This window comes from Cyanobium usitatum str. Tous (genome assembly GCF_003011885.1).
GTDB lineage: Bacteria > Cyanobacteriota > Cyanobacteriia > PCC-6307 > Cyanobiaceae > Cyanobium_A > Cyanobium_A usitatum.
Map to the genome: position 1 here is coordinate 15737 of NZ_PXXO01000006.1, position 19892 is coordinate 35628.

The 19892-nt window shown below is 65.7% G+C and carries 22 protein-coding genes; 9 read left to right on the forward strand and 13 right to left on the reverse strand.

What is annotated here, in order from left to right; genetic code table 11:
* Window positions 1–46: 46 nt before the first annotated feature.
* Window positions 47–469 carry a hypothetical protein gene (locus C7K55_RS06370; protein WP_127431993.1) on the reverse strand — a complete coding sequence of 141 codons (423 nt, stop codon included), beginning with the start codon at window positions 467–469 and terminating at the stop codon, window positions 47–49.
* A 125-nt stretch (window positions 470–594) separates the two neighbouring features.
* A complete protein-coding gene (acnB, locus tag C7K55_RS06375) occupies window positions 595–3210 on the reverse strand; it encodes a bifunctional aconitate hydratase 2/2-methylisocitrate dehydratase (protein ID WP_106502599.1) in 2616 nt (871 codons plus the stop codon).
* A gap of 118 nt (window positions 3211–3328) precedes the next feature.
* Here acnB and C7K55_RS06380 point away from each other — a divergent pair, with 118 nt between their 5' ends.
* Complete coding sequence (locus C7K55_RS06380) at window positions 3329–4375, forward strand: 3-deoxy-7-phosphoheptulonate synthase (protein WP_106502600.1); 1047 nt, start codon at window positions 3329–3331, stop codon at window positions 4373–4375.
* Here the strand turns inward: C7K55_RS06380 and C7K55_RS06385 are convergent.
* The 5 genes from C7K55_RS06385 to C7K55_RS06405 all read right to left on the reverse strand — a co-directional run bounded on the left by C7K55_RS06385 (window position 4372) and on the right by C7K55_RS06405 (window position 10104).
* Window positions 4372–5046 carry a diacylglycerol/polyprenol kinase family protein gene (locus tag C7K55_RS06385; RefSeq protein WP_106502601.1) on the reverse strand — a complete coding sequence of 225 codons (675 nt, stop codon included), beginning with the start codon at window positions 5044–5046 and terminating at the stop codon, window positions 4372–4374. The genes C7K55_RS06380 and C7K55_RS06385 overlap by 4 nt on opposite strands.
* A 4-nt stretch (window positions 5047–5050) precedes the next feature.
* A complete protein-coding gene (locus C7K55_RS06390; RefSeq protein ID WP_396094838.1) occupies window positions 5051–6079 on the reverse strand; it encodes a sigma-70 family RNA polymerase sigma factor in 1029 nt (342 codons plus the stop codon).
* A 96-nt stretch (window positions 6080–6175) separates the two neighbouring features.
* Window positions 6176–8314 (reverse strand): polyphosphate kinase 1, encoded by a 2139-nt coding sequence (gene ppk1, locus C7K55_RS06395; RefSeq protein WP_106502603.1) that lies wholly within the window; start codon window positions 8312–8314, stop codon window positions 6176–6178.
* Window positions 8315–8352: 38 nt separating this feature from the next.
* Window positions 8353–9624 (reverse strand): MFS transporter, encoded by a 1272-nt coding sequence (locus C7K55_RS06400; protein WP_106502604.1) that lies wholly within the window; start codon window positions 9622–9624, stop codon window positions 8353–8355.
* 9 nt (window positions 9625–9633) lie between these two features.
* Entirely contained in the window at window positions 9634–10104 is a 471-nt protein-coding gene (locus tag C7K55_RS06405; RefSeq protein ID WP_106502605.1) for a hypothetical protein, read from the reverse strand.
* Between the two features lie 99 nt (window positions 10105–10203).
* Here C7K55_RS06405 and moaC point away from each other — a divergent pair, with 99 nt between their 5' ends.
* Window positions 10204–10689 (forward strand): cyclic pyranopterin monophosphate synthase MoaC, encoded by a 486-nt coding sequence (gene moaC / locus C7K55_RS06410; protein WP_106502724.1) that lies wholly within the window; start codon window positions 10204–10206, stop codon window positions 10687–10689.
* Entirely contained in the window at window positions 10682–11929 is a 1248-nt protein-coding gene (locus C7K55_RS06415) for a molybdopterin molybdotransferase MoeA (RefSeq protein ID WP_106502725.1), read from the forward strand. Before moaC ends, C7K55_RS06415 begins: the two co-directional genes overlap by 8 nt.
* 28 nt (window positions 11930–11957) lie before the next feature.
* On the opposite strand, the gene C7K55_RS06420 is transcribed toward C7K55_RS06415, so the two are convergent.
* The 3 genes from C7K55_RS06420 to C7K55_RS06430 form a co-directional block, all read right to left on the reverse strand.
* Window positions 11958–12239, reverse strand: coding sequence for a hypothetical protein (locus tag C7K55_RS06420; protein ID WP_106502606.1), 282 nt, complete (start codon window positions 12237–12239; stop codon window positions 11958–11960).
* Between the two features lie 93 nt (window positions 12240–12332).
* A complete protein-coding gene (locus tag C7K55_RS06425) occupies window positions 12333–12821 on the reverse strand; it encodes a molybdopterin synthase catalytic subunit (protein WP_241518225.1) in 489 nt (162 codons plus the stop codon).
* Window positions 12784–13068, reverse strand: a complete 285-nt coding sequence (locus C7K55_RS06430) for a MoaD/ThiS family protein (protein WP_106502608.1) — start codon at window positions 13066–13068, stop codon at window positions 12784–12786. The genes C7K55_RS06425 and C7K55_RS06430 overlap by 38 nt, the downstream gene beginning before the upstream one ends.
* Before the next feature lie 89 nt (window positions 13069–13157).
* On the opposite strand from C7K55_RS06430, the gene moaB reads away from it, so the two are divergent.
* Window positions 13158–13658: a molybdenum cofactor biosynthesis protein B gene (gene moaB / locus C7K55_RS06435; protein WP_106502609.1), complete on the forward strand. Its 501-nt coding sequence runs from the start codon at window positions 13158–13160 to the stop codon at window positions 13656–13658.
* A 97-nt stretch (window positions 13659–13755) separates the two neighbouring features.
* Window positions 13756–13971 carry a hypothetical protein gene (locus tag C7K55_RS06440; protein ID WP_106502610.1) on the forward strand — a complete coding sequence of 72 codons (216 nt, stop codon included), beginning with the start codon at window positions 13756–13758 and terminating at the stop codon, window positions 13969–13971.
* Window positions 13972–13989: 18 nt separating this feature from the next.
* On the opposite strand, the gene C7K55_RS06445 is transcribed toward C7K55_RS06440, so the two are convergent.
* On the reverse strand, window positions 13990–15075 hold the full coding sequence (locus C7K55_RS06445) for a GTP 3',8-cyclase MoaA (protein WP_106502611.1): 1086 nt from the start codon (window positions 15073–15075) through the stop codon (window positions 13990–13992).
* A gap of 141 nt (window positions 15076–15216) precedes the next feature.
* On the opposite strand from C7K55_RS06445, the gene C7K55_RS06450 reads away from it, so the two are divergent.
* From C7K55_RS06450 to C7K55_RS06465, 4 genes are read left to right on the forward strand one after another with little or no spacing between them, the layout of a single operon-like run.
* A complete protein-coding gene (locus tag C7K55_RS06450) occupies window positions 15217–17505 on the forward strand; it encodes an FdhF/YdeP family oxidoreductase (protein WP_106502612.1) in 2289 nt (762 codons plus the stop codon).
* Window positions 17506–17514: 9 nt separating this feature from the next.
* Window positions 17515–17949, forward strand: coding sequence for a TSUP family transporter (locus C7K55_RS06455; RefSeq protein ID WP_241518226.1), 435 nt, complete (start codon window positions 17515–17517; stop codon window positions 17947–17949).
* A gap of 21 nt (window positions 17950–17970) precedes the next feature.
* On the forward strand, window positions 17971–18390 hold the full coding sequence (locus C7K55_RS06460) for a nucleotidyltransferase family protein (RefSeq protein WP_106502613.1): 420 nt from the start codon (window positions 17971–17973) through the stop codon (window positions 18388–18390).
* A gap of 59 nt (window positions 18391–18449) precedes the next feature.
* Window positions 18450–18761, forward strand: a complete 312-nt coding sequence (locus tag C7K55_RS06465) for a HEPN domain-containing protein (protein ID WP_241518227.1) — start codon at window positions 18450–18452, stop codon at window positions 18759–18761.
* A gap of 6 nt (window positions 18762–18767) precedes the next feature.
* Here the strand turns inward: C7K55_RS06465 and C7K55_RS06470 are convergent, their stop codons facing one another.
* Together C7K55_RS06470 and C7K55_RS06475 are read right to left on the reverse strand one after the other, a co-directional pair.
* Window positions 18768–19370 (reverse strand): molybdenum cofactor guanylyltransferase, encoded by a 603-nt coding sequence (locus C7K55_RS06470; RefSeq protein ID WP_241518228.1) that lies wholly within the window; start codon window positions 19368–19370, stop codon window positions 18768–18770.
* Entirely contained in the window at window positions 19367–19861 is a 495-nt protein-coding gene (locus C7K55_RS06475; protein ID WP_106502726.1) for a nitrate reductase associated protein, read from the reverse strand. The genes C7K55_RS06470 and C7K55_RS06475 overlap by 4 nt, the downstream gene beginning before the upstream one ends.
* Between the last annotated feature and the right edge of the window lie 31 nt (window positions 19862–19892).

Sequence of the window (19892 nt, forward strand, 5' to 3'; positions counted from 1 at the left end):
AGACGACGGCTGTAGGCATCCAGCGTCTCACCACGGCAGGCACGACTTACTTACCGGCTAGGGCGGAAAGGGGGCCAAGCAGGCCACTGATGGCGGTGTTGGCATCGGCAGCTGATGGAGTGCCCTTGCTGAAGGTGCCGCTTAAGCCTTGGGCAGCGCTTTCGATGGAGGCCCACTTATCCCCGGCCAGGGGCTTAACCACTGGTGCGGCCTTCTCCCAGATGGCCTGGAAGCCGCCCATGGAGGCTGCGGCACCGGCTAGATCGCCGGAGGCCACCTTGCTTTGGCCCTGCTTGAGCAGGTCGAGCACCGGGGTCACGGCCGGCCCTAGGGCCGGCTGGGCGGCACCCGTGGCAGCGGAGGTGGCGGCGTCCTTGGCGCTCTGGGTGACCTGGTTACAGCCGGTGAGGCTTAGGCCACCCGCGAGGGCTAGGGCGATGCCGCCGGCGAGCAGAGAAATGCGACGCATGGGGATGCTGATCAGCAAGCCTCTGGACCCTAGGGACGTCAGTTAGGCCAGCTGATTTCTCTGGTTCGTTGTACGGGTTGATACCAAACTGCGCCAGGTTGTGCAGTGGACGCAGCCCTATTCCCTCACACCCCCGCCAGCACCTTCGCCTCGTCCTCGGCGCTAAGCACGCGGCCGCTGTCTTCAAAGCCTTCGATCTGGTCGAAGTTGAGGTAGCGGTAGAGCTCAGCGCCGAAGGGATCGATCTTTTCGGCGGCGACTTTCAGGTATTCGTTTCTGGAGGGAATGCGGCCCAGCTGGGCGCACACCGCCGCTAGTTCGGCGCTGCCCAGGTACACCTGGGCTCCGTTGCCGAGGCGGTTGTTGAAGTTGCGGGTGCTGGTGGAAAACACCGTGGTGTTGTCGTCCACGCGGGCCTGGTTGCCCATGCACAACGAGCAGCCCGGCATCTCCATGCGCGAGCCGGCCGCTTCGAAGGTTGCGTAGTAGCCCTCCTGCTTCAGCATCTCCTCGTCCATGCGGGTGGGCGGGCACACCCAGAGGCGGGCGGAGTTCTGCCCCTGGCCTTCGAGCACGTTGGCCGCGGCGCGGTAGTGGCCGATGTTGGTCATGCAGCTGCCGATGAACACCTCATCGATAGGTGCGCCGGCTACTTCGGAGAGGGTTTTGACGTTGTCGGGGTCGTTGGGGCAGGCCAGGATCGGCTCTGTGATCTGATCGAGATCGATTTCGATCACGGCGGCGTACTCAGCATCTGCATCGGCTTCCAGCAGCTCCGGGTTGGCCAGCCAGGCCTCCATCGCCTTGATGCGGCGGGCCATGGTGCGGGCATCGCCGTAACCGCGGGCGATCATGTTTTTCAGCAGTGCCACGTTGCTGCTTAGGTATTCGCTCACCGTTTCGGCGCTGAGCTTGATGGTGCTGCCGGCACAGGAGCGCTCCGCAGTTGCGTCTGTAAGTTCAAAGGCCTGCTCAAGCTTGAGATCGGGTAGGCCTTCGATCTCCATGATCCGGCCGTTGAATACATTTTTCTTGCCTTCTTTGGCCACCGTGAGCAGGCCCTGCTGGATCGCCACGTAGGGAATCGCATTCACCACATCGCGCAGGGTCACACCTGGCTGCAGGGAGCCTGAAAATTTCACCAGCACCGATTCGGGCATATCGAGGGGCATGGCGCCGATGGCCGCGGCGAAGGCCACCAGGCCCGAGCCGGCCGGGAAGGAGATGCCGAGCGGGAAGCGGGTGTGGCTGTCGCCGCCGGTGCCCACGGTGTCTGGCAGGAGCATGCGGTTTAGCCAGCTGTGGATGATGCCGTCGCCGGGGCGCAGGGCCACGCCGCCGCGCGACGCCATGAAATCCGGCAGCTCGGCGTGGGTTTTGAGATCCACCGGCTTCGGATAGGCGGCGGTGTGGCAGAAGCTCTGCATCACCAGATCGGCGCTGAAGCCCAGGCAGGCCAGCTCCTTCATCTCATCGCGGGTCATGGGCCCGGTGGTGTCCTGGGAGCCCACGGTGGTCATCAGCGGCTCGCAACTGCTGCCGGGGCGCACGCCCGCCAGGCCGCAGGCCTTGCCCACCATCTTCTGGGCCAGGGTGTAGCCCTTGCCGGTGTCGGCCGGGGCCACCGGGCGGATGAACAGCTCGCTGGCGGCCAGCCCCAGCTGGGCGCGCAACTTATCGGTGAGCGAGCGGCCAATCAACAGGGGGATGCGGCCGCCGGCGCGCACCTCATCGGTGATCGTGCTGGGCTTGAGCTCGAAGCGGGCCACGATCTCGCCGGCATTCGCTTCGCCGCTCGCCCGCTCGATCGTGCCGGCGTAGGGGCGGATCGTGATCACATCGCCGGAGTTGAGCGCGGACACGTCGCACTCGATCGGCAGGGCGCCGGAATCCTCGGCGGTGTTGAAGAAGATTGGTGCGATCTTGCCGCCCAGGATTACCCCGCCGCCGCGTTTGTTGGGCACGTGGGGGATGTCGCTGCCGGTGTGCCAGAGCACGGAATTGATCGCGGATTTGCGCGAGCTGCCGGTGCCCACCACATCACCCACGTAGGCCACCGGGTGACCTTTGGTTTTGAGCTGGCTGATCAGCTCCAGGCCGCCAGGCATGCGGGTTTCCAGCATCGCCATGGCGTGCAGGGGGATGTCGGGACGGGTGGTGGCGTGGGTGGCGGGGGAGAGATCGTCGGTGTTGGTTTCACCCTCCACCTTGAACACGGTCACGGTGATCTCGGCGGGCAGCTCGGCTTTGGCGGTGAACCACTCGGCGGCGGTCCAGCTGTCGATCACCTGCTGGGCATAGGGGTTGCTGGAGGCCAGCTCCAGCACCTCGTTGTAGGCGTCGTAGACGAGCAGCGTGGTGCTCAGCCCTTCGACGGCGGCACTGGCGATGGCCGGATCGGAGTTGCTGAGCAGCTCGATCAAGGCGCTGACGTTGTAGCCGCCGATCATCGTGGCCAGAAGCTTCACTGCCGTCACTGGGTTCACCAGGGGGCTAGTAGCCGTGCCCTGGGCCACAGCCGCGAGCCAGTCGGCCTTCACGTAGGCCGCCTCGTCCACTCCCGGCGGGATGCGCTCACTTAGTAAGTGCAGCAGGAAGTTTTCTTCGCCGGCGGGCGGTGCGCTCAGCAGCTCCGTGAGTGCACTGGCTTGTGTGGCGCTCAGGGGCAGGGCCGGCACCCCCAGGGCTTCGCGCTCGGCCGCAGCGGCGCGGTAGCTGGGGAGGAAGGTGGCTGCAGACATGCCCGGTCGCGTCGATCTACACCCCATTGTTCTTGGCAGCCGGCCCCTTGGTGGTCGCAATCGCTGCTGACTAGGGTGGAAGGCGACTCCGCGTCGCCGTTCTGACGGCCTCTGGCCCATGACCACCACCACCTCCGATTTGCATGTGGTGGAAACCCGGCCGCTGGTGCCTCCGGCGCTGTTGCACCGCGAACTGCCGATCAGCGATCGTTCAACGGCAACGGTCCAGCAAGCCAGGGAACGTATTAAGGCGATCCTGCATGGCCGCGATTCCCGCCTGCTGGTGATCGTGGGGCCCTGCTCGGTGCACGATGTGGCCGCGGCCCACGAATACGCCGCGGCAATTGCCGAGGCCCATGAGCGTTATAAAGACGCGCTCGAGATCGTGATGCGGGTTTATTTCGAGAAGCCCCGCACCACCGTGGGCTGGAAGGGCCTGATCAATGACCCCCACCTCGATGGCAGCTACGACATCAATACGGGACTGCGGGTGGCTCGCGGCCTTTTGCTGCATTTAGCCGAGATGGGCCTGCCGGCGGCTACCGAGCTGCTCGATCCGGTAGTGCCCCAATACATCGCCGATCTGATCAGCTGGACGGCCATCGGCGCCCGCACCACCGAAAGCCAGACCCACCGGGAGATGGCTTCGGGTTTGTCGATGCCGATCGGCTTCAAAAATGGCACCGACGGCAGTGCCATTACCGCTATCAATGCCATGGAAGCGGCGGCAAAGACCCACCATTTCCTGGGCATCAACCACGACGGTCACGCCGCCATCGTGACCACCACGGGCAATCCCGATGGCCATCTGGTCTTGCGGGGTGGCAAGCGCGGCACTAACTACCACCCAGAGGCGGTGCAGGAAGCCGCTGCTGAGCTGGCTAAAGCCGGTCTGCCGCCTCGGGTGATGGTGGATTGCAGCCATGGCAACTCCAACAAGGACTATCGCCGCCAGGGCGAGGTGGCAGCCCAGGTGGCCGCACAGCTGCGCGCCGGCTCTGGCCACGTGATGGGCGTGATGCTGGAGAGCCATCTGGTGGCTGGTTGCCAGAAGATTCCGTCAGACCTAAGCCAGCTCACCTACGGCCAGAGCATCACCGATGCCTGCATCGATCTGGCTACCACCGCGGAGGTGCTCGAAACTCTGGCTGAGGCGGTGCGCTAGCTCAGCCGTTGCCAGAGCCAGCCGGCCGCCAGCGGCACGGTGAAGTTGTCGAGGCCCCCCACCGCCACCTGCTCCAGCACCACTGCAGTGGCGCTAATGGCCAGCAGGGCGGGCAGCTCTGGGTGGGGCAGGCCAGCCGCGATCGCCAGCTGGCGAACCAGCAGCAGCATGGCCAGGCTGCCAGCGGCCATGGCGCCGGTGCCAACTACGGATTTGCGCTGGCCCCACACCAGCCAGCAAGGGGAGCTCACCAGGGGACCCAGCAGTCCGGCGAGGCCATCACCCACGGCCATCACCAGCACGCCAGCGGCTACGGCAGCGGGTTGCTGTGGCCAAAACTGCAGCAGCAGCAGGGTGATTGAGGCTCCATAGGCGATGGTGCCGTAGCTGGCCCTACCCACATCTTCGATGGCTGGCAGCAGGCGGAAGCGATGGTTCATTGCCGCCAGCAGCGTGATCAGGCCGGCGGCGGGGATGGCGATCAGGCGATCGATGCCGCTGGCCCAGGCGATCGGCACGACGGCGCCGGTGCCGATGTGCACCAACTTGCGACTCCATTCCCGTTGACCATTCCAGCGCCGCCGCACCTGCAGCGCCCCTAGCGCCAACAGGGCCAGCCAGCCAGCAACGGCCGCCACTCCCAGCAGCTGCTGCGACCATCCAGCGGCCATGGGCTCAAGCGGCCTGCTGGTAGTTGCTCATCAGGCGCAGCTTCATGATTGCCTTTGCCTCCAGTTGCCGCACCCGCTCCCGAGACACATTGATCAGCCGGCCAATCTCCGCGAGGGTGAGAGGTTCGGCCCCTTCCAGGCCGAAGCGCAGCTTGAGGATTTGCTGTTCCCGGTCGTTTAGCTGGGAGAGCCAGGTGCCCAGGTGCTCCTTTTGGATGTGCCGGTCCATCGAGTCCAGGTGCTCGTTGCTGGCCGGATCGGCGATCAGTTCGCCCAGGGTGCTGCGATCTTCTTCGCCGCGGGCGTGGGCATCGAGGGAGGCGCAGGGAGCGCTTTGGGCCATCAGCTCTTCGAGGTCCCGCGGGGCTATGTCCATGGCATGGGCAAGCTCGAGGCGATTCGGCTGGCGGCCGAGGCGATGGGAAAGCTCCCGGCTGATCCGCCGCATCTTCGACAGCTTTTCGCTGATGTGAATCGGCAGACGAATCGTGCGGGCGCTGTTGTCGATGGCCCGGGTCATCCCCTGACGGATCCACCAATAGGCGTAGGTCGAAAATTTGTAGCCCATTGCTGGGTCGAACTTGTCAACGGCTCGCTCTAGGCCGATCGCCCCTTCTTGCACCAGATCCAGCAGCTCAAGCCCCTGGTTTTGATACTTTTTGGCAACGCTCACCACCAGGCGCAGGTTGGCGGCCATCATGCGATCACGGGCTCGCTGGGCCATGCGCAGCTGGCGCTTGTGCTTGGGGGTGTGCTCCCCTGCAGGCAGCTCAAGCAAGCGTTTGCCAGCCTGCACGTGGTGGGCCAGCTCAATTTCTTCGGCGGCCGTGAGCAGGGGCACCCGGCCAATGGTGCCTAAATACCAGCCGATTGAATCGGCACTAAGCCGGCCCCCGGCTTTAGGGCCTGTGGCGGCGCGTCCCTTTGCCGAGGCAGATTTGCTAGCTGCAGCATTTGGCGCCATCAATGATGGCGCCTGCTTCGAGACGCTGTTGTCAACAGCGTCTGAAGCGGATTGCAAAGGCGTCCCCACACCCAAGCCTCCGTATTGAATTTGGCCGAAATGTAGCACTGTTGCGTTGGTTGTGACTCCTTGATTTGGAAGATTTCCTGTATGGAATGCTGCAGATCAAGCCATCAAACCACCGCGCCAGCGACGCATCATCTCCCGCTGAACCAGATGTTGTTCGCCTTCGAGCTGTCGTTGACTGAACTTTCCTTGATTGTCCATGTGCCAGGCACTGGTGTCATTCAGGTAGAGATCGATGACCTGCTCAAGCTGATGGCGCAGTTTTGGATCTTCGACCGGGGCTACCGCTTCCACTCGTCTGTCCAGGTTGCGAGGCATCCAGTCGGCGCTGCCGAAGAAAAGTTCGGGTTCGCCGCCATTACCAAACCAAAACAGCCGCGAGTGTTCCAGGAAGCGACCGATCACACTCACAACTTGGATGTTGTCGCTGATGCCCTCTAGTTGGGGTCGCAGGCTGCACATGCCACGCACCACCAGCTCGATCATGACGCCGGCCTGAGAGGCCTCGTAGAGCAGGGCGATGATCGACGGATCCACTAGGGAGTTCATCTTTGCCCGGATATGGCCGCCCCTGCCGGCTTGGGCATGCTCGATTTCGCGGCGGATCAAGCCTTCCATGCGGCTGCGCAGCGTCACTGGAGCCACCAGTAAGCGGCGGAAGCTTTGCTGTTTTGAGAAACCGGTGAGGTAGTTGAACAACTCCACTAAGTCTGCACCGAATTCCGGCCTGGCCGTGAGTAGGCCGATATCGGTGTAGAGGCTGGAGGTTTTGGAGTTGTAGTTGCCTGTGCCTATGTGCACGTAGCTGTTAAGGCGCTCTTTTTCTTTGCGTACTACCAGCAGGATCTTGGTGTGGGTTTTAAGGCCCAGCACGCCGTAGACGACGTGCACTCCAGATGCCTCCAACTGCTTGGCCCACTGGATGTTGTTGTCTTCATCGAAGCGGGCTTTTAATTCAACAAGGGCCATCACCTGCTTGCCGTTTTCGGCGGCCCGGATCAGTGCTGCCACCACCGCTGAATCCTTAGAGGTGCGGTAGAGGGTCATTTTGATGGCCAATACCGAGGGGTCATCGGCGGCCTGGTTGAGGAATTCCTCTACCGATGTGGAAAACAGGTCGTAGGGGTGATGCAGCAGCACATCACCTCGGCGGATCACCGAGAAGATGCTTTCAAACTCCTCCGCCTTGATCGAGCCGTCTTCCAGCTGGCTCTTCTGGGTGCGGGCCAGGGCTGGTGTGGTGCGGCCCTTGTGGGGCTTCTCCTTTAGTTGGGGTAAGGGAATGGCCAGCAGGCTCATCAGATCGTCAAGGCCTAGGGGCCCATTGATCCGGTATACGTCTTCGGCCTCGACGGCGGTGCCCTCCATCAGTAGCTGCACCACCGCTTCCGGCATTTCATCGGCCACCTCCAGCCGCACCACCTCACCGCCGCGGCGACGTTTGCGCAGGCCCTCCTCAAGGGCCTCCATCAGATCGTCGGCCTCTAGGTCGCGCAATTCCAGGTCTGCGTCACGGGTGACGCGGAAGAAGTAGTGACCCTCCACGTGCATGCCTGGGAACAGCAGGCCGAGGTTGAAGGCCACCACCTGCTCCAGAGGCACGGCCGTATAAACGGCTTCGGGTTGCTTGCCGCTCAGATGGGGGGGGATCTGGACGAAGCGGGGCAGGTTTTTCTGCGGCACCTTCACCCGGGCGAATTCCTGTTGACCCGTATCGGGGTCGCGCACCAGGGCGGCCACGTTGAGGCTCAGGTTGCTGATGAAGGGAAAGGGGTGGGAGGGATCCACCGCCAGGGGGGTGAGTACCGGGAAAATGGCGCTCTGGAAGTAGGCGTTGAGCCAATCGCGCTGGGGACCGTTGAGATTGGCGTAGTCGGTGAGGTGAACGCCGTAGTCGGAGAGATGGCTCTTAAGGGAGTGGCGGTAGTGCTGCTGCTGCATTTCCAGCAGGGGGCGCAGCTTGGAGCGGATCGCCTGAAGCTGTTGCTGGGCGGTGAGTCCGTCATCGCTGAGACTGCTCACCCCGGCATCGATCTGGGACTTCAGCGAGGCCACCCTCACCATGAAGAACTCATCGAGGTTGTTGCTGAAGATGGCGCTGAACTTCGCCTGTTCAAGTAGCGGTGTGTGCTCGTCTAGGGCTTGTGCCAGCACCCGGTAGTTGAATTCCAGCCAGCTAAGTTCACGGTTTAAATAAAGCTCGGGTGCGAGCTGGGTTTCAGCCGTTGATTCCGCCATGCCGCATCCTGACTGTGATTAGCGGCAAGGTAGCAATCTCAACTGTCAGATCCGTGTAGTCCTGCTGTCATCGCTGAATTTCGGCCAGGTAGGCCACCGGCCACCAGCAGGGCCACGCCCACAAGCAAGGCGATGCCAAGCCAGAAGGGGCTCTGGCGCCCGGTGGTTTCGTAGGCCAGGCCCGCCAGCGGTGGGCCAACGAAGCTTCCCAGGCTCTGCAGCCCCTGGAGGCTGCCTAGGGCTGCGCCCTGGCCTTCGCTGTCGAGGCGGCGGGAGACCAGGCTTCGCAGGCAGGGGGTGACCAGGCCGGTGCCCAGGGCCAGGATCGCCACGGCGCTGAATACCACTGGTTGGGCGTTGGCCCGGGTGGCCAGGGGAATCAACAGGCAGCCGGCGATCACAAAGCCCAATCCAGCGAGGGTGAGGCGCCATTCGCCGAAGCGTTTCACCAGCGGGCCGATCAGGCCGCCCTGCACCACCGTGGCCACCACCCCCACCACCAGAAAAGCTGAGGCCGCGAGGCCGGGGCCCCAGTTGAAGGCCTGCTTGAAATAGAGCACCAGCACGGCGGTGAAGCCGTTGAAGGCCAGGAAGAAAAGGAAGAAGGCCACGCATAGCCGCCGCACCTGGGGGTTGGTGAACACCCGTTGCAAGGCGGCAAATGGGTTGAGATCCCGTTTGCGCGGCATGGCCCGGCGGGCATCTGGCGGGTGGGTTTCTGGCAGCACGGTGAGCACCAGCACCAGGTTGAGCATGGCTATGGCTACGGCAACCAGCAGCGGCAGGGTGACGTTGATCTGGCCGAGCAGCCCGCCCAGGGCCGGACCAAGAATGAAGCCAAGACCAAAGGCCACCCCGATCAGGCCGAAGGCCTTAGCCCGTTTTTCCGGCGGCGAGATGTCGGCCAGCACGGCGCTGGCTGTGGCGGCGGTGCCGCCGCTCACTCCATCTATCAACCGAGCCCCGAACAGCAGGGCCAGGGGCAACCCGGCGGCCTGGGCGGCGGGCCAGAGGCTGGCCCAGGGCAGGCTGATCGTGAGAGCAAACAGGGCCAGGCCCAGCACCGAGCCCGCCACGCAGACGCTGATTACCGGTTTGCGGCCGTAGTGGTCGCTGAGGGCGCCAATGAGGGGCGTGAAGGCGAACTGAGCCACCGCATAACTACCCGCCAGTAGCCCCAGCACCCGGCCATCGCTGGTGAAGCCCGCCAGCAAAAAGGGCAGCAGCGGAAACACGATGCTTTCCCCCAGCCGGTCGTTTAGCAGGGTGAGGAAGGCGCAGAAGAAGGTGGAGGGGCGGGGTAATGACAAGGGGGGCGCTCAGGGCTTGGGCAAGTTGGGGCAGGGGTTGGGGCCGAACATGCCGCTTAGTTTCTGGCTGCCCATCGCATAGATCTGCTGGGCCTGGGCCGGGTTGCCCTGGGCGCCCTGCAGCTTGCTCGCAAACTCCTGGCAGGCCTGAGCCTGCTGGGGATTGGCGGGCTTGGCGGTGACTGGTGCGGTGACTGGTGCAGGTGCCGGGGTAGCTGGAGCAGCTGCGGTGGGTGCAGGGATGTCGCCACAGGGGTTTTCGCCGAAGGTTTCAACCAGCTTCAGCACTCCCTGCTGGTACACCAGTTGGGCCTGCTGGGGATTGGCGGATGCGGTCTGGAGTTTGACGGCGAATTCCTGGCAGGCCTTGCGTTCCTGGGCGCGGCGCAGCAGCGGGCCGGCCTGGGCGTTGGGTGGCGCCAGGGGTGCGAGGCCGGCGGCCAGGAGCAGCAGGACCGGGATGGTGCGGCGAGCGGTCATCACGAGGGGGAATCGACCCTCACGTTATGGGGGAAGGTGAGGACTTTTGGCGTCGGGCAATCCATGCTTGGGCCTGGCGCTCGGTTTGAGGACGAGGAGATGTCTGCACCCCAGTTGAGCCACCTCAATGCCGCCGGCGAGGTGCACATGGTGGAGGTGGGCGATCGGCCTGCCACTGCCCGTGAGGCGCAGGCCGAGGGCTTTATCAGCATGGAACCGGTCACTCTGGCCCTGGTGCTGGAGGGCCGGGCCCCCAAGGGCGATGTGCTGGCGGTGGCGCGGGTGGCGGCGATCCAGGCTGCCAAACGCACCTGGGAACTGATTCCGCTCTGCCACCCGATCGCACTCAGCGGCGTGAGCGTGGAGCTGGAGCCCGCCGCCGATGGCTTCGGCCTGCGGCTGCTCGCCACCGCCCGCACCATCGGTCCCACCGGGGTGGAGATGGAGGCGCTCACGGCCGTGCAGGTGGGCTTGCTCACCCTCTACGACATGCTCAAGGCCGTGGATCCAGCGATGACGATCGGTCCGGTTCGCCTGCTGCGCAAAAGTGGCGGCCGCAGCGGGGATTGGCAACGGCATGACTGAACCCTTCGGCCCGGAGGGCCTGCCGTTGGAGCTGGCCCGAGAGCGGATTCTGGAGCAGCTGCAGCCCCTGGGGCTGGTGGAACAGCTGCCGTTGGCGGCCTGTCTGGGCCGCATCACCGCTGAACCGGTGCTGGCGGCGGCAGCCGTGCCGGGTTTCCGGGCTTCGATCATGGATGGCTACGCCATCGCCGGATCCGAGCAGCCGCTGGTGGGTGCCCGCTGGCGCCTGCGGGGCACTTCGGCCGCCGGTGCCCCCTATGGCGCGGCCGTGGCAGCGGCTGAGGCGGTGCGGATCCTCACCGGTGCCGTGGTGCCCGCGGGCAGTGGTTGGGTGCTGCCCCAGGAGTTGGTGCAACCGCGCGAGCTGCCCCAAGGTCCCGGCCTGGAGCTGGTGCGCCCGGCCGGTCCTAACCCCTGGATCCGCGGGCCAGAGGAGGAGGCCGGGGCCGGGCAGGAGTTGGTAGCGGCGGGCTGCCGGCTGGGTGCTGCCGAGCTGGGGAGGCTGGCCAGTTGCGGGGTGACCCAGTTGATGGTGACCCAGCGGCCGCGGCTGGGTTTGCTGATCAGTGGTGATGAGTTGTTGCCGCCAGGGAGGCAGCGGGCCCCGGGCCAGATCTGGGAGAGCAATTCGGTCCTGCTTGCCGCTTTGCTGGAGCAGCTGGGTTATGGGGTGACGCAGCAGCGGGTGGTGGCCGATCAGCCCGAGCCCCTGCGCCAGGCCCTGCGGGAGCTCGCCGGCTGCTGCGACGTGGTGGTGAGTACTGGTGGCGTCTCCGCTGGCGACAGCGACTGGATTCGCCAATTGGTGGGGGAGTTGGGGGAGGTGAGCTTCTGGAAGCTGTTCCTCAAGCCGGGGCGGCCCTTTGCCTGGGGAGAGGTGGCCGGGGTGCCATTTTTTGGTTTGCCGGGTAATCCGGTGGCGGCGGCGATCACGGCCCTGCAGTTGCTCTGGCCGGCGCTGCAGCGGTTAGAGGGCGGCGCGATCCAGGTGCTCCCCCGTCTGCGGGTGCGGCTGGAGCAGGGGCTGCGGCGCGGGGCGGGGCGGCCGGAACTGGCACGCGCCCGGTTGGTGGTGGCGGCTGATGGGGGCTTGCTGGCCCGGGTGGAGGGTTCCCAGGCCTCCTCCCGCATCGGCTCGCTGCAGGGGGCCGATCTGCTGCTGGAGATCCCGGCGGAGCTGGGCAATCTTGAGGCGGGATCGCAGCTCTGGGCCCAGCTGCTGCGGTTGCCGATCTTCTGAGCCGCGCGCCGGCCGCGGCCCCAACTGCTCAGCTGGCAGGCAGCACGGAGTAGTGATCCACCACCAGCCCCTTGCGTTGTTCCGGGCGACCTTCCATGCCCCCTGGAAGATCGATCTGGGGCAGGAGGGTGGCTTCAGCCCAGCTCTCGTATTGCGCCTGCCCTTCCCAAAGGGACACGATCATCAGACCCCCTTCCACCTCCGCCACCGTGCGCAGCAGTTGGGCCTGAGGTTGCTCCTTGCCCTCCAGTTGGGCCAGTTCCACTTGGAATTGCTCCAGAGTCGCCCCGGGCCAAAAATTCGCCACCATGTGCATGGCTAGCTCTCCAAGTTTTTGTGCCCATGAATGTGGCACAGACAGCTGGGGTCTGCTGAGTCGCGTACTTCTTCCTGGGCCCGAGCTTCATAGGGGCGTATTGCCCGTGATCCAGCTGCCCACCCCCTGGCTCCACTCCCGTTTCCAGAAGGGGGCTTCGTGCTTGAGGGCCTCCAGCAGCTCCTGGCAGCAGCGCTGGGCCGGGCCGCGGCGATCGGCCGCTACAGCCACCAGCACGATTGCGTCTCCCGGCAACACCAGACCGATCCGATGTATCACCAGCACTGCAGTCGCTCCGTGCTGGCCTGCGGCGGCGGCCGCCAGGGAGGCGATGCAGGCCTCGGTCATGCCGGGGTAGTGCTCCAGCTCCAGAGCTGTGAGGGGCGCGTCGTTGGCGCCGCTGGGGCGCACTCGGCCCACGAAATGACTCTCGGCCGCTGGCCGTATTCCCAGCCGTGCAGCCAGCAATTGATGCCACTCGGCCAGGGCCGACAGCGGCTCGAACTGCTCGGCTTCCAGCTGGATTGCCAACATCGCTTTAACCACCACTGATTGGCGGCAGGAAGGCCAGCTCATCGCCAGCGGCCAGGCTTGAGTCCCAGGTGGCGAACTGCTGATTGATTGCTACCCGCACGCCGGCGGGGGGATTGGTGGGCTGCAGGTTTAGCTGCCGCCAGAGCTGCTCAGGTGTTGGGCCAGCAGTGTTATTTCCCCCAGCGGCTGGGGCTAGCTCGACCAGTTGCTCGCTCCAGCCCATCGCTTCTCGCAAGCCGGCGAAGAGGCGCACCTGCACTTGCGATTCCGGATCGGTGGAGACGGCCATGGCTTGCGGCAGCAGGGTTCGGGCTAAATGATCGCTAGGGAGCTCCTAGCTGCGCCACTCAGAATGCTCCAAACGCCTGAGCCCTGCCCGTGAGCCTCGCCATCGCCCTGCTCACGGTGTCGGACACGCGCACCTTGGCTGAGGACTGCAGTGGTGATGCCCTGCAGCAGCGCCTGGAGGCGGCCGGTCACCGGCTGGTGCAGCGCCTGCTGGTGCCAGACGATCGCTACCAGATCCGCTCCGAAGTGAGCCGCTGGATTGCCGATCCGGCCGTGCAGGTGGTGATCAGCAGTGGCGGCACCGGGCTCACCGGCCGGGATGGCACCCCGGAGGCGGTGGCACCCCTGCTCGATAAGACGATCGATGGTTTTGGTGAGTTGTTTCGGGTGCTCTCCTTTGAAACGATTGGCACCAGCAGCCTGCAGAGCCGCTGCCTGGCGGGGGTGGCTAATGGCACCGTGATTTTTGTGCTGCCGGGTTCCCTTGATGCGGTGCAGACAGCCTGGGACCGGCTGATTGCTGCCCAGTTGAATGCAGATACCCGCCCTTGCAATCTGGTGCAGCTGCTGCCGCGGTTGCGGGAGGTATGAGCCTTGTCCTTAGATGTCAGACAAGACGGGTGTTTTTACTCACCTCTGAACTCAATATGGCTCCTTAGCCTGAATACAGATAGTTGAGGAAAGTGAGATGACTACCTTCCAAGCCCAATCCACCGTTGCTCTGCACGATCTCAAAGAGCTTGTGCGGCGCGATCCTGCGTTTACTGCCGCTTTGCTAGCCACCCGGTCTACCCAGGAGGCCGCTGAGTTGGCAGCCGCCAACCACATCTCCGTCACTCCGGAGGCGCTATGGCGCAATCGGGGCACCTTCATGGCTGGAGGTATGCCCACTTGGCGAGGCTGAAGCTGTTTAGTTATCTATTCAGCCTCCTAGGTAGGCCATTTCGGCGTGTTTGCTGTTGGCAGATTTTGTAGTGTTGCGCTCTTCGCTATAGCGGTCGCTTCGTTGATTCCAGAGGGCGGCTATGGCCAGCTTGAGTTCTGCGGCGCTTGACTCCTCCTTCAGCCATGGCTTGAGATCCAAGCCGCTGCCCGGGGCGGCAAAAAGGCAGGAGTACGCCACGCCATCTGCGGTAACCCGCAGCCGGTTGCAGTCCCCGCAGAAAGGAGCACTCACCGATGCCACTACGGCCAGGCTGCCTCGCCCATCCTGGTAGCGCCAGCGGCTAGCGGTGGCGTGGGCGGTGCGGCCCAGCGGCTCAAGCGGCCAGCTGCTGCCGATTTGTTCCAGCATCTCGGCGGCGCTCAGCACCGCCTCGGACTGCCAGCCGTTGCGGCTGCCCACGTCCATGAACTCGATCAGCCGTAGCTCCAGCCCCCGCTCCCGTGCCAGAGCCGCCAGGGGCAGCACCTGGTCATCGTTGGCGCCGCGATGAATCACAGCGTTGAGCTTGAGGGCGCCGCGGGCGGGATCAAACCCGGCGGCGCGGGCGTGCTCGATCGCCGCCAGCACCGCCGCCAAGGCCCGCTCGCCGGCGGCGGTATCGGCAAGGCCAGTCATGCGAGCAACCGACCCAGCCGTGGTGCCATCGAGGCTGAGGGTGATCCGGTCGAGGCCTGCGGCGCGTAGGAGCTGGGCTCGCTCAGCGGTTAGCAGTAGGCCATTGCTGGTGAGAGCGATCTCGCGCAAGCCGGGACGTTCCGGGTGTGTGGCGCGCAGGGGCTGCACAGCGGCGATCAGCTCCTCCAAGCCCCCGTGCAGCAGCGGCTCTCCGCCGGTGAGCCGCAGGCTGCGGGCTCCCAGGTTCACCGCCGCCCCGATCACCCCTAGCCGTTGCTCCAGCGTCAGCAGGCCCGGTGGCTCCTTGCCATCCGGCAGACAGTATGGGCAGGCCAGGTTGCAGCGGGCCGTGAGCGACAGCCGCAGCACCCCAAGTGGCCGGCCCAGTCGGTCGTTTGGGCGGACGTGGCTGGCTACGGTTTTTGGATGGTTAGTGGCGCTGGCCATGGCCGCAACGCTATAGCTCCAGCCCAGCCCCAGTTACCACTACGGGGCTTCGGGCGCTGCATGCTGCGCCGGCAGGGCTGCGATTTATAAAGAGCGACCTTGCCATACCCCTAGGCTCAGAAAACACCGGCAGTAGCAGCCATGGCGCCTGAGCAATCTGGTTCGCCAGCCGCTTCCCAGTCAAAGGCATCGTCTGAGCTACCGGCCCCAGAAGACGCCGATAGCGGTGGCGGCTGGCCCCTGATCGATGGCTGGGCCCGCGCCACCCTCTCACCCACGGGGTTGCGGCTTTGGCAGACCCTCAACCATAAAAGCGCCTGCCTGAGTTGCGCCTGGGGCACGGGCGGCCAGAGCGGCGGCTTTCGCGATGAACTGGGTGAGCGGCTGCAGCGCTGCCTGAAGAGTGTGGAGGCGATCGGAGCTGAACTGCAGTCCGCGGTGCCAGCGGAGGTGTTTGCAGGCCGCAGCCTGGCCGAGCTGCAGCAGCTCAGTTCCGCCGAATGCGACCAGCTGGGCCGGCTCGATCGACCCCTGATCCAGCGAGCCGGCAGCGACCACTACCAGCCGATCAGCTGGGAAGAAGTGCAAGACATCAGCGCTGCGGCCTTCGCTAGGCCGTCGCCGGAGCGGGTTGCTTCCTACAGCTCTGGGCGCTCCTCCAATGAGGCCGCCTACCTGCTGCAACTGCTGCTGCGGGCCCTCGGCTCCAACAACCTGGCCGACTGCTCTGACCTCTGCCACGCCCCCTCCAGCATCGGGCTCAGCCGGGTGTTTGGCAGTGGCACCTCGATGGTGAGCCTCGAGAGCCTCCAGCAAGCCGATGGTGTGGTGTTGGTGGGCTCCAATGCGCCGGCCAACCACCCGCGGCTGATGAACGAGCTGATCCGTCTGCGGGAGCGCGGCGGCACGGTGATCGTGATCAATCCGGTGCTGGAGGCGGGGCTGCTCAAGTTCGGCTCGCCCGCCTTCCCGATTCGCTCCATGCTCGGCGGCGGCAGCGAGATCGCCTCCCTGTTCCTGCAGCCGATTCCCGGCTCCGACACCGCCGTGTTTCTTGGGCTGCAGAAGGCCCTGCTGGACAGCGGGGCCATCGACTGGGAGTTTGTGAAGGCCCATGCCGATGGTTGGCAGGCCCTGATCGAGCAGATCGAGACCACCAGCTGGGAGGCGATCACGGGCTGTTGCGGCCTTAGCCGCGAGGAGCTCGAGCACACCGCTGCCCGGCTGGCTGCGTGTAAGGCGGTGGTGTTCGCCTGGGCGATGGGCATCACCCACCACGCCAACGGCACCGCCAACGTGCAGGCGATCGCCAACACGGCCGTGCTTACGGGCAACGTGGCCCGGCCGGGGGCGGGCACGATGCCGATCCGAGGCCACTCCAACGTGCAGGGGTTCGGCTCGATGGGGGTTACGGTGAATTTGCGCGAGCCGATGCGGCTGGCGCTCGAGCAGTTGCTCGGCCGGCCCCTTAGCCCCACCCGGGGCTACGACACCCGCGCCCTGATCGAGGCGGCCGCTGCCGGCGCCGTCGATTCCCTGCTGTGTCTGGGCGGCAACCTGTACGGCGCCAACCCCGACAGCCGCCAGGCCCAGGCCGCCCTCGGCCGCATAGACACGATCATCTATCTGGCCACCAAGCCCAACACCGGCCACTTCCACGGCCTGGCGGCGCGCCAGACCCTGCTGCTGCCGGTGTTCAACCGTTTCGAGACGCCCCACCGCACGACAGTGGAATCGGGCAACAACTGGGTGCGCCTCAATGAGCCCGGCAGCACCCATCTGGGCAGCGGCCAGCTGATCAGCGAGGTGGAGTTCTTGGCCGAGCTGGCCCACCGCCTGCACGGCACCGAGCCGATCGACTGGCGGCGGCTGCAGGATCCCGTGTATGTGCGCGAGCTGATCGCCCGCACCGTGCCCGGTTACGCCGCGATCGCCGAGATCGACTCCAGTAAGAAGGAATTCGAGGTGGCCGGCCGGGTGTTCCAGGAGCCCTGTTTCGCCACCGCCACTGGCCGGGCCCAGCTGGCGGTCACGCCGCTGCCCGAGCTCGGATTGCCGAATGCGAATCATTTTGGCGGGCTGGCCGCCGGCGAGCAGGGACTGGTGCTGAACCTGATCACCGCCCGCAGTTACGGCCAGCACAACACGGTTGTCTACAAGCAGGGCGACAGCTATCGGGGCATGCCGCACCGCCAGACGATCCTGGTCAACCCGGAGGATCTGGCTGCCTGTGGGCTGCGGGCCAACCAGCGGGTGACCGTGCAGGGCGAAGCGGGCCAGCTGGATGGGATCGAGCTGATCCCCGGCTCGGTGCGGCCTGGTGCAGCGCTGATGTTCTACCCGGAGGCCAATGTGTTGATGCGGGCGGTGAGCGATCCCGAGAGCGGCACGCCGGCCTTCAAGCGGGTGCCTGTGCTGGTGCGGGCCTGATCGGGATCCATGCAGGGTTGGTGGCTGCTGGCTCTGGGCGCTGTGGCCTTCCTCTATGGCGCAGTGGGCCATGCTGGCGCCTCCGACTACATCGCCGTCCTGGCTCTGGCAGGTCTGCCGGCGGAGCAGATCAAGCCGCTTGCCCTGATCCTGAACACGGTGGTGGCGGCCCAGGGCCGCTGGCAGTTCGTGCGAGCCGGCCACCTGCGCTGGCGGCTGTTCTGGCCGGTGTTGCTGGTCGGCCTGCCGATGGCCTTTCTGGGGGGCTGGCTCGATCTGCCCACGCTCTGGTTTCAGCGGTTGGTCGCACTGGTGCTGCTGGCCGGCCTGATGCTGGCCCGCCAGCCATCTGGGGCCCTGCTGCCGTCCCTGCCGTCCCAGCTGGGCTGGATGGTGCTGCTGGTGCTGCTGGCCGCCTTGAAGCTCCTGGGTTTCGGGGGCTGATGTTGGCGGTAGCGTTTCAGCATGGTCGCCTCCGCTGCCGAGCGTTTCACGCCGCCCCCCATCCCCTGGCGCCATTCCCTGGCGCTGGAGCTGGCTCCTGAGCTGGGTCCGGGGTTGGATCCCCAGAGGTCTGGGGAAGCCTTGGTGCGTCTTTGCGCCGAACCCGATGTGCAGGCGGTGATCGCCTTTGGTTCGCGGGCCAGGGGTGAGGCGCGCCCAGACTCAGATCTGGATCTTGCAGTGATCGTGGGCCAGCCCCAGCTCACGCCGGCCGAGAAGCTGGCCTGCTGGAAGCGCTTCAACCGAGCGCTGGGTCGGCAGGGAGTACCTGTCGACCTAGTGGTGGCGGGCAGCGCTGATGCCGAGCGCCTGAGCGGCTCCCGTTGGCATGTGTTCGGCGATGTGGCTCGTGAGGGCCGGGTGTTGTATGTCGCCCGCTGAAGACGCGCTGCTGCTCCTGGCGATTGTGCGCCGCCATCTGCGCAGCCTGGGGCTGACCCTTGACCCTGCCTATCCAGAAGAAGACTGGGGTTTCACCGCCCAGCAAGCGGTGCAAAAAACTACTCAAGGCCTGGATAGTGCTGGCCGACCGGCGGCCGCCCCGGGTCCATGACCTCGAAGATCTGGTCGCTCTGGCTGGTCAGCAGCTTGACCCCCTTCTGCTTGAGCTGCAGGTGTTTGCGGTGGAGGCCCGCTCCGAGGAGGGGCCCTTCCCGCTCCCCGCACCGAGGCAGGAGCTGTTGGCACTGGTCGAGGCGGAGCTGGAGCGTTGTGAGCGGATTGTGGCGGAGCAGGGCGAATCGGCTGCCTGACTTGGCTTAGGCCATCTGACTTGGCTCGGGCCGGTTCACGTTGCGGATAGCCCGGGGATCCAGCGGCACAGCCTGGCAGGGCAGCGTCGCTAGCCAGCTCTGCAGGCGCCGTTCGCCCCGCTGTACCGCCGCGGCCAGGTGGGCGCGGATCGGTGGGCTGCTCGGATACAGGCCCAGCAATGGTTGCAGCCGCTCACCGTCGTGGGCCAGATGGAGCCTGGTCGGGCTCCCTGTTGCTGCGTCCGCCAGCAGGGTTTGCAGGGCGGCCAGGCTGAGATGCGGCATGTCCACTGGGCAGAGCAGTAGCTGCTCGTTTGGGTGTTGCTGCATCAGCCGGTGCAGGGCCAGCAGCGGCCCCTCCCAGGGTGGTGGTTCGGCCAGGGCCGTCATCGGCGAGCCCGGGGCCAGCTCGAGGGCCAGTTCTTCCGCCAGCTCTAGGTGCGCCCCATGCCGGCTCAGCAGGCTGATCGGCATCTCCAGCTGGGCCAGCATGCGCAAGCTGCGCTCCAGCCAGGTGCCGCCTTCCGGGTGGGGCAGCAGCGCCTTGTCGCCGCCCATGCGCCGGCTTTCGCCACCGCTGAGCAGGCAGGCGCGTAGGGGCAGGCTCACACCAGTAGCCCGAACTCCGCCAGGGCCCGCGGCAGGTTGCGGTGCTCGTGGCCGGGGTGACTGAGCTTGACCAGGGCGAAGCGCTGCAGTTCGTCCAGCTCCGCCCAGCCGCCGCTGCGCAGCTCAAGGTCCAGCTGGGCGCAGGAGGAGGCGAGCACCGCGGGCAGTTGCTCGGCCTGCTGCCAGGGCTCCCCGCAGGGCCGCGGCAGCTCCTTGGCCTGGCCGGCGCTGAGGGCGGCGCTGCGCGCCAGCAGGTTCTCACGCAACACCTCGATGGCGGCGGCATCGTCGGCCCAGGCCAGCAGTTCGCCGCGCTCGGCCTCCCCCAGCTCGCTCCAGTGCTGCAGCTTCAGCTTCACGCCGGCCAGATCCAGCTTGCGCCGCACGGCCATCGGAATGCAGCGCAGGTCGGCGCTGAAGTCGGCCTCGAAGCCGAAGCAGGTGCTGGCCAGGAGAGAGCCCAGGGGAACTGCGGTAACAACTGCCACCATCATGGGGCGCTCCGGCTTGATCCAATGGCCC

Bases quoted from the DNA above. Each gene is read 5' to 3' on its own strand.
- C7K55_RS06370 (WP_127431993.1), bottom strand. From the start codon at position 469: ATGCGTCGCATTTCTCTGCTCGCCGGCGGCATCGCCCTAGCCCTCGCG.
- acnB (WP_106502599.1), bottom strand. From the start codon at position 3,210: ATGTCTGCAGCCACCTTCCTCCCCAGCTACCGCGCCGCTGCGGCCGAG.
- C7K55_RS06380 (WP_106502600.1), top strand. From the start codon at position 3,329: ATGACCACCACCACCTCCGATTTGCATGTGGTGGAAACCCGGCCGCTG.
- C7K55_RS06385 (WP_106502601.1), bottom strand. From the start codon at position 5,046: ATGGCCGCTGGATGGTCGCAGCAGCTGCTGGGAGTGGCGGCCGTTGCT.
- ppk1 (WP_106502603.1), bottom strand. From the start codon at position 8,314: ATGGCGGAATCAACGGCTGAAACCCAGCTCGCACCCGAGCTTTATTTA.
- C7K55_RS06405 (WP_106502605.1), bottom strand. From the start codon at position 10,104: ATGACCGCTCGCCGCACCATCCCGGTCCTGCTGCTCCTGGCCGCCGGC.
- moaC (WP_106502724.1), top strand. From the start codon at position 10,204: ATGTCTGCACCCCAGTTGAGCCACCTCAATGCCGCCGGCGAGGTGCAC.
- C7K55_RS06415 (WP_106502725.1), top strand. From the start codon at position 10,682: ATGACTGAACCCTTCGGCCCGGAGGGCCTGCCGTTGGAGCTGGCCCGA.
- C7K55_RS06420 (WP_106502606.1), bottom strand. From the start codon at position 12,239: ATGGTGGCGAATTTTTGGCCCGGGGCGACTCTGGAGCAATTCCAAGTG.
- C7K55_RS06425 (WP_241518225.1), bottom strand. From the start codon at position 12,821: ATGAGCTGGCCTTCCTGCCGCCAATCAGTGGTGGTTAAAGCGATGTTG.
- C7K55_RS06430 (WP_106502608.1), bottom strand. From the start codon at position 13,068: ATGGCCGTCTCCACCGATCCGGAATCGCAAGTGCAGGTGCGCCTCTTC.
- C7K55_RS06440 (WP_106502610.1), top strand. From the start codon at position 13,756: ATGACTACCTTCCAAGCCCAATCCACCGTTGCTCTGCACGATCTCAAA.
- C7K55_RS06445 (WP_106502611.1), bottom strand. From the start codon at position 15,075: ATGGCCAGCGCCACTAACCATCCAAAAACCGTAGCCAGCCACGTCCGC.
- C7K55_RS06450 (WP_106502612.1), top strand. From the start codon at position 15,217: ATGGCGCCTGAGCAATCTGGTTCGCCAGCCGCTTCCCAGTCAAAGGCA.
- C7K55_RS06455 (WP_241518226.1), top strand. From the start codon at position 17,515: ATGCAGGGTTGGTGGCTGCTGGCTCTGGGCGCTGTGGCCTTCCTCTAT.
- C7K55_RS06460 (WP_106502613.1), top strand. From the start codon at position 17,971: ATGGTCGCCTCCGCTGCCGAGCGTTTCACGCCGCCCCCCATCCCCTGG.
- C7K55_RS06475 (WP_106502726.1), bottom strand. From the start codon at position 19,861: ATGGTGGCAGTTGTTACCGCAGTTCCCCTGGGCTCTCTCCTGGCCAGC.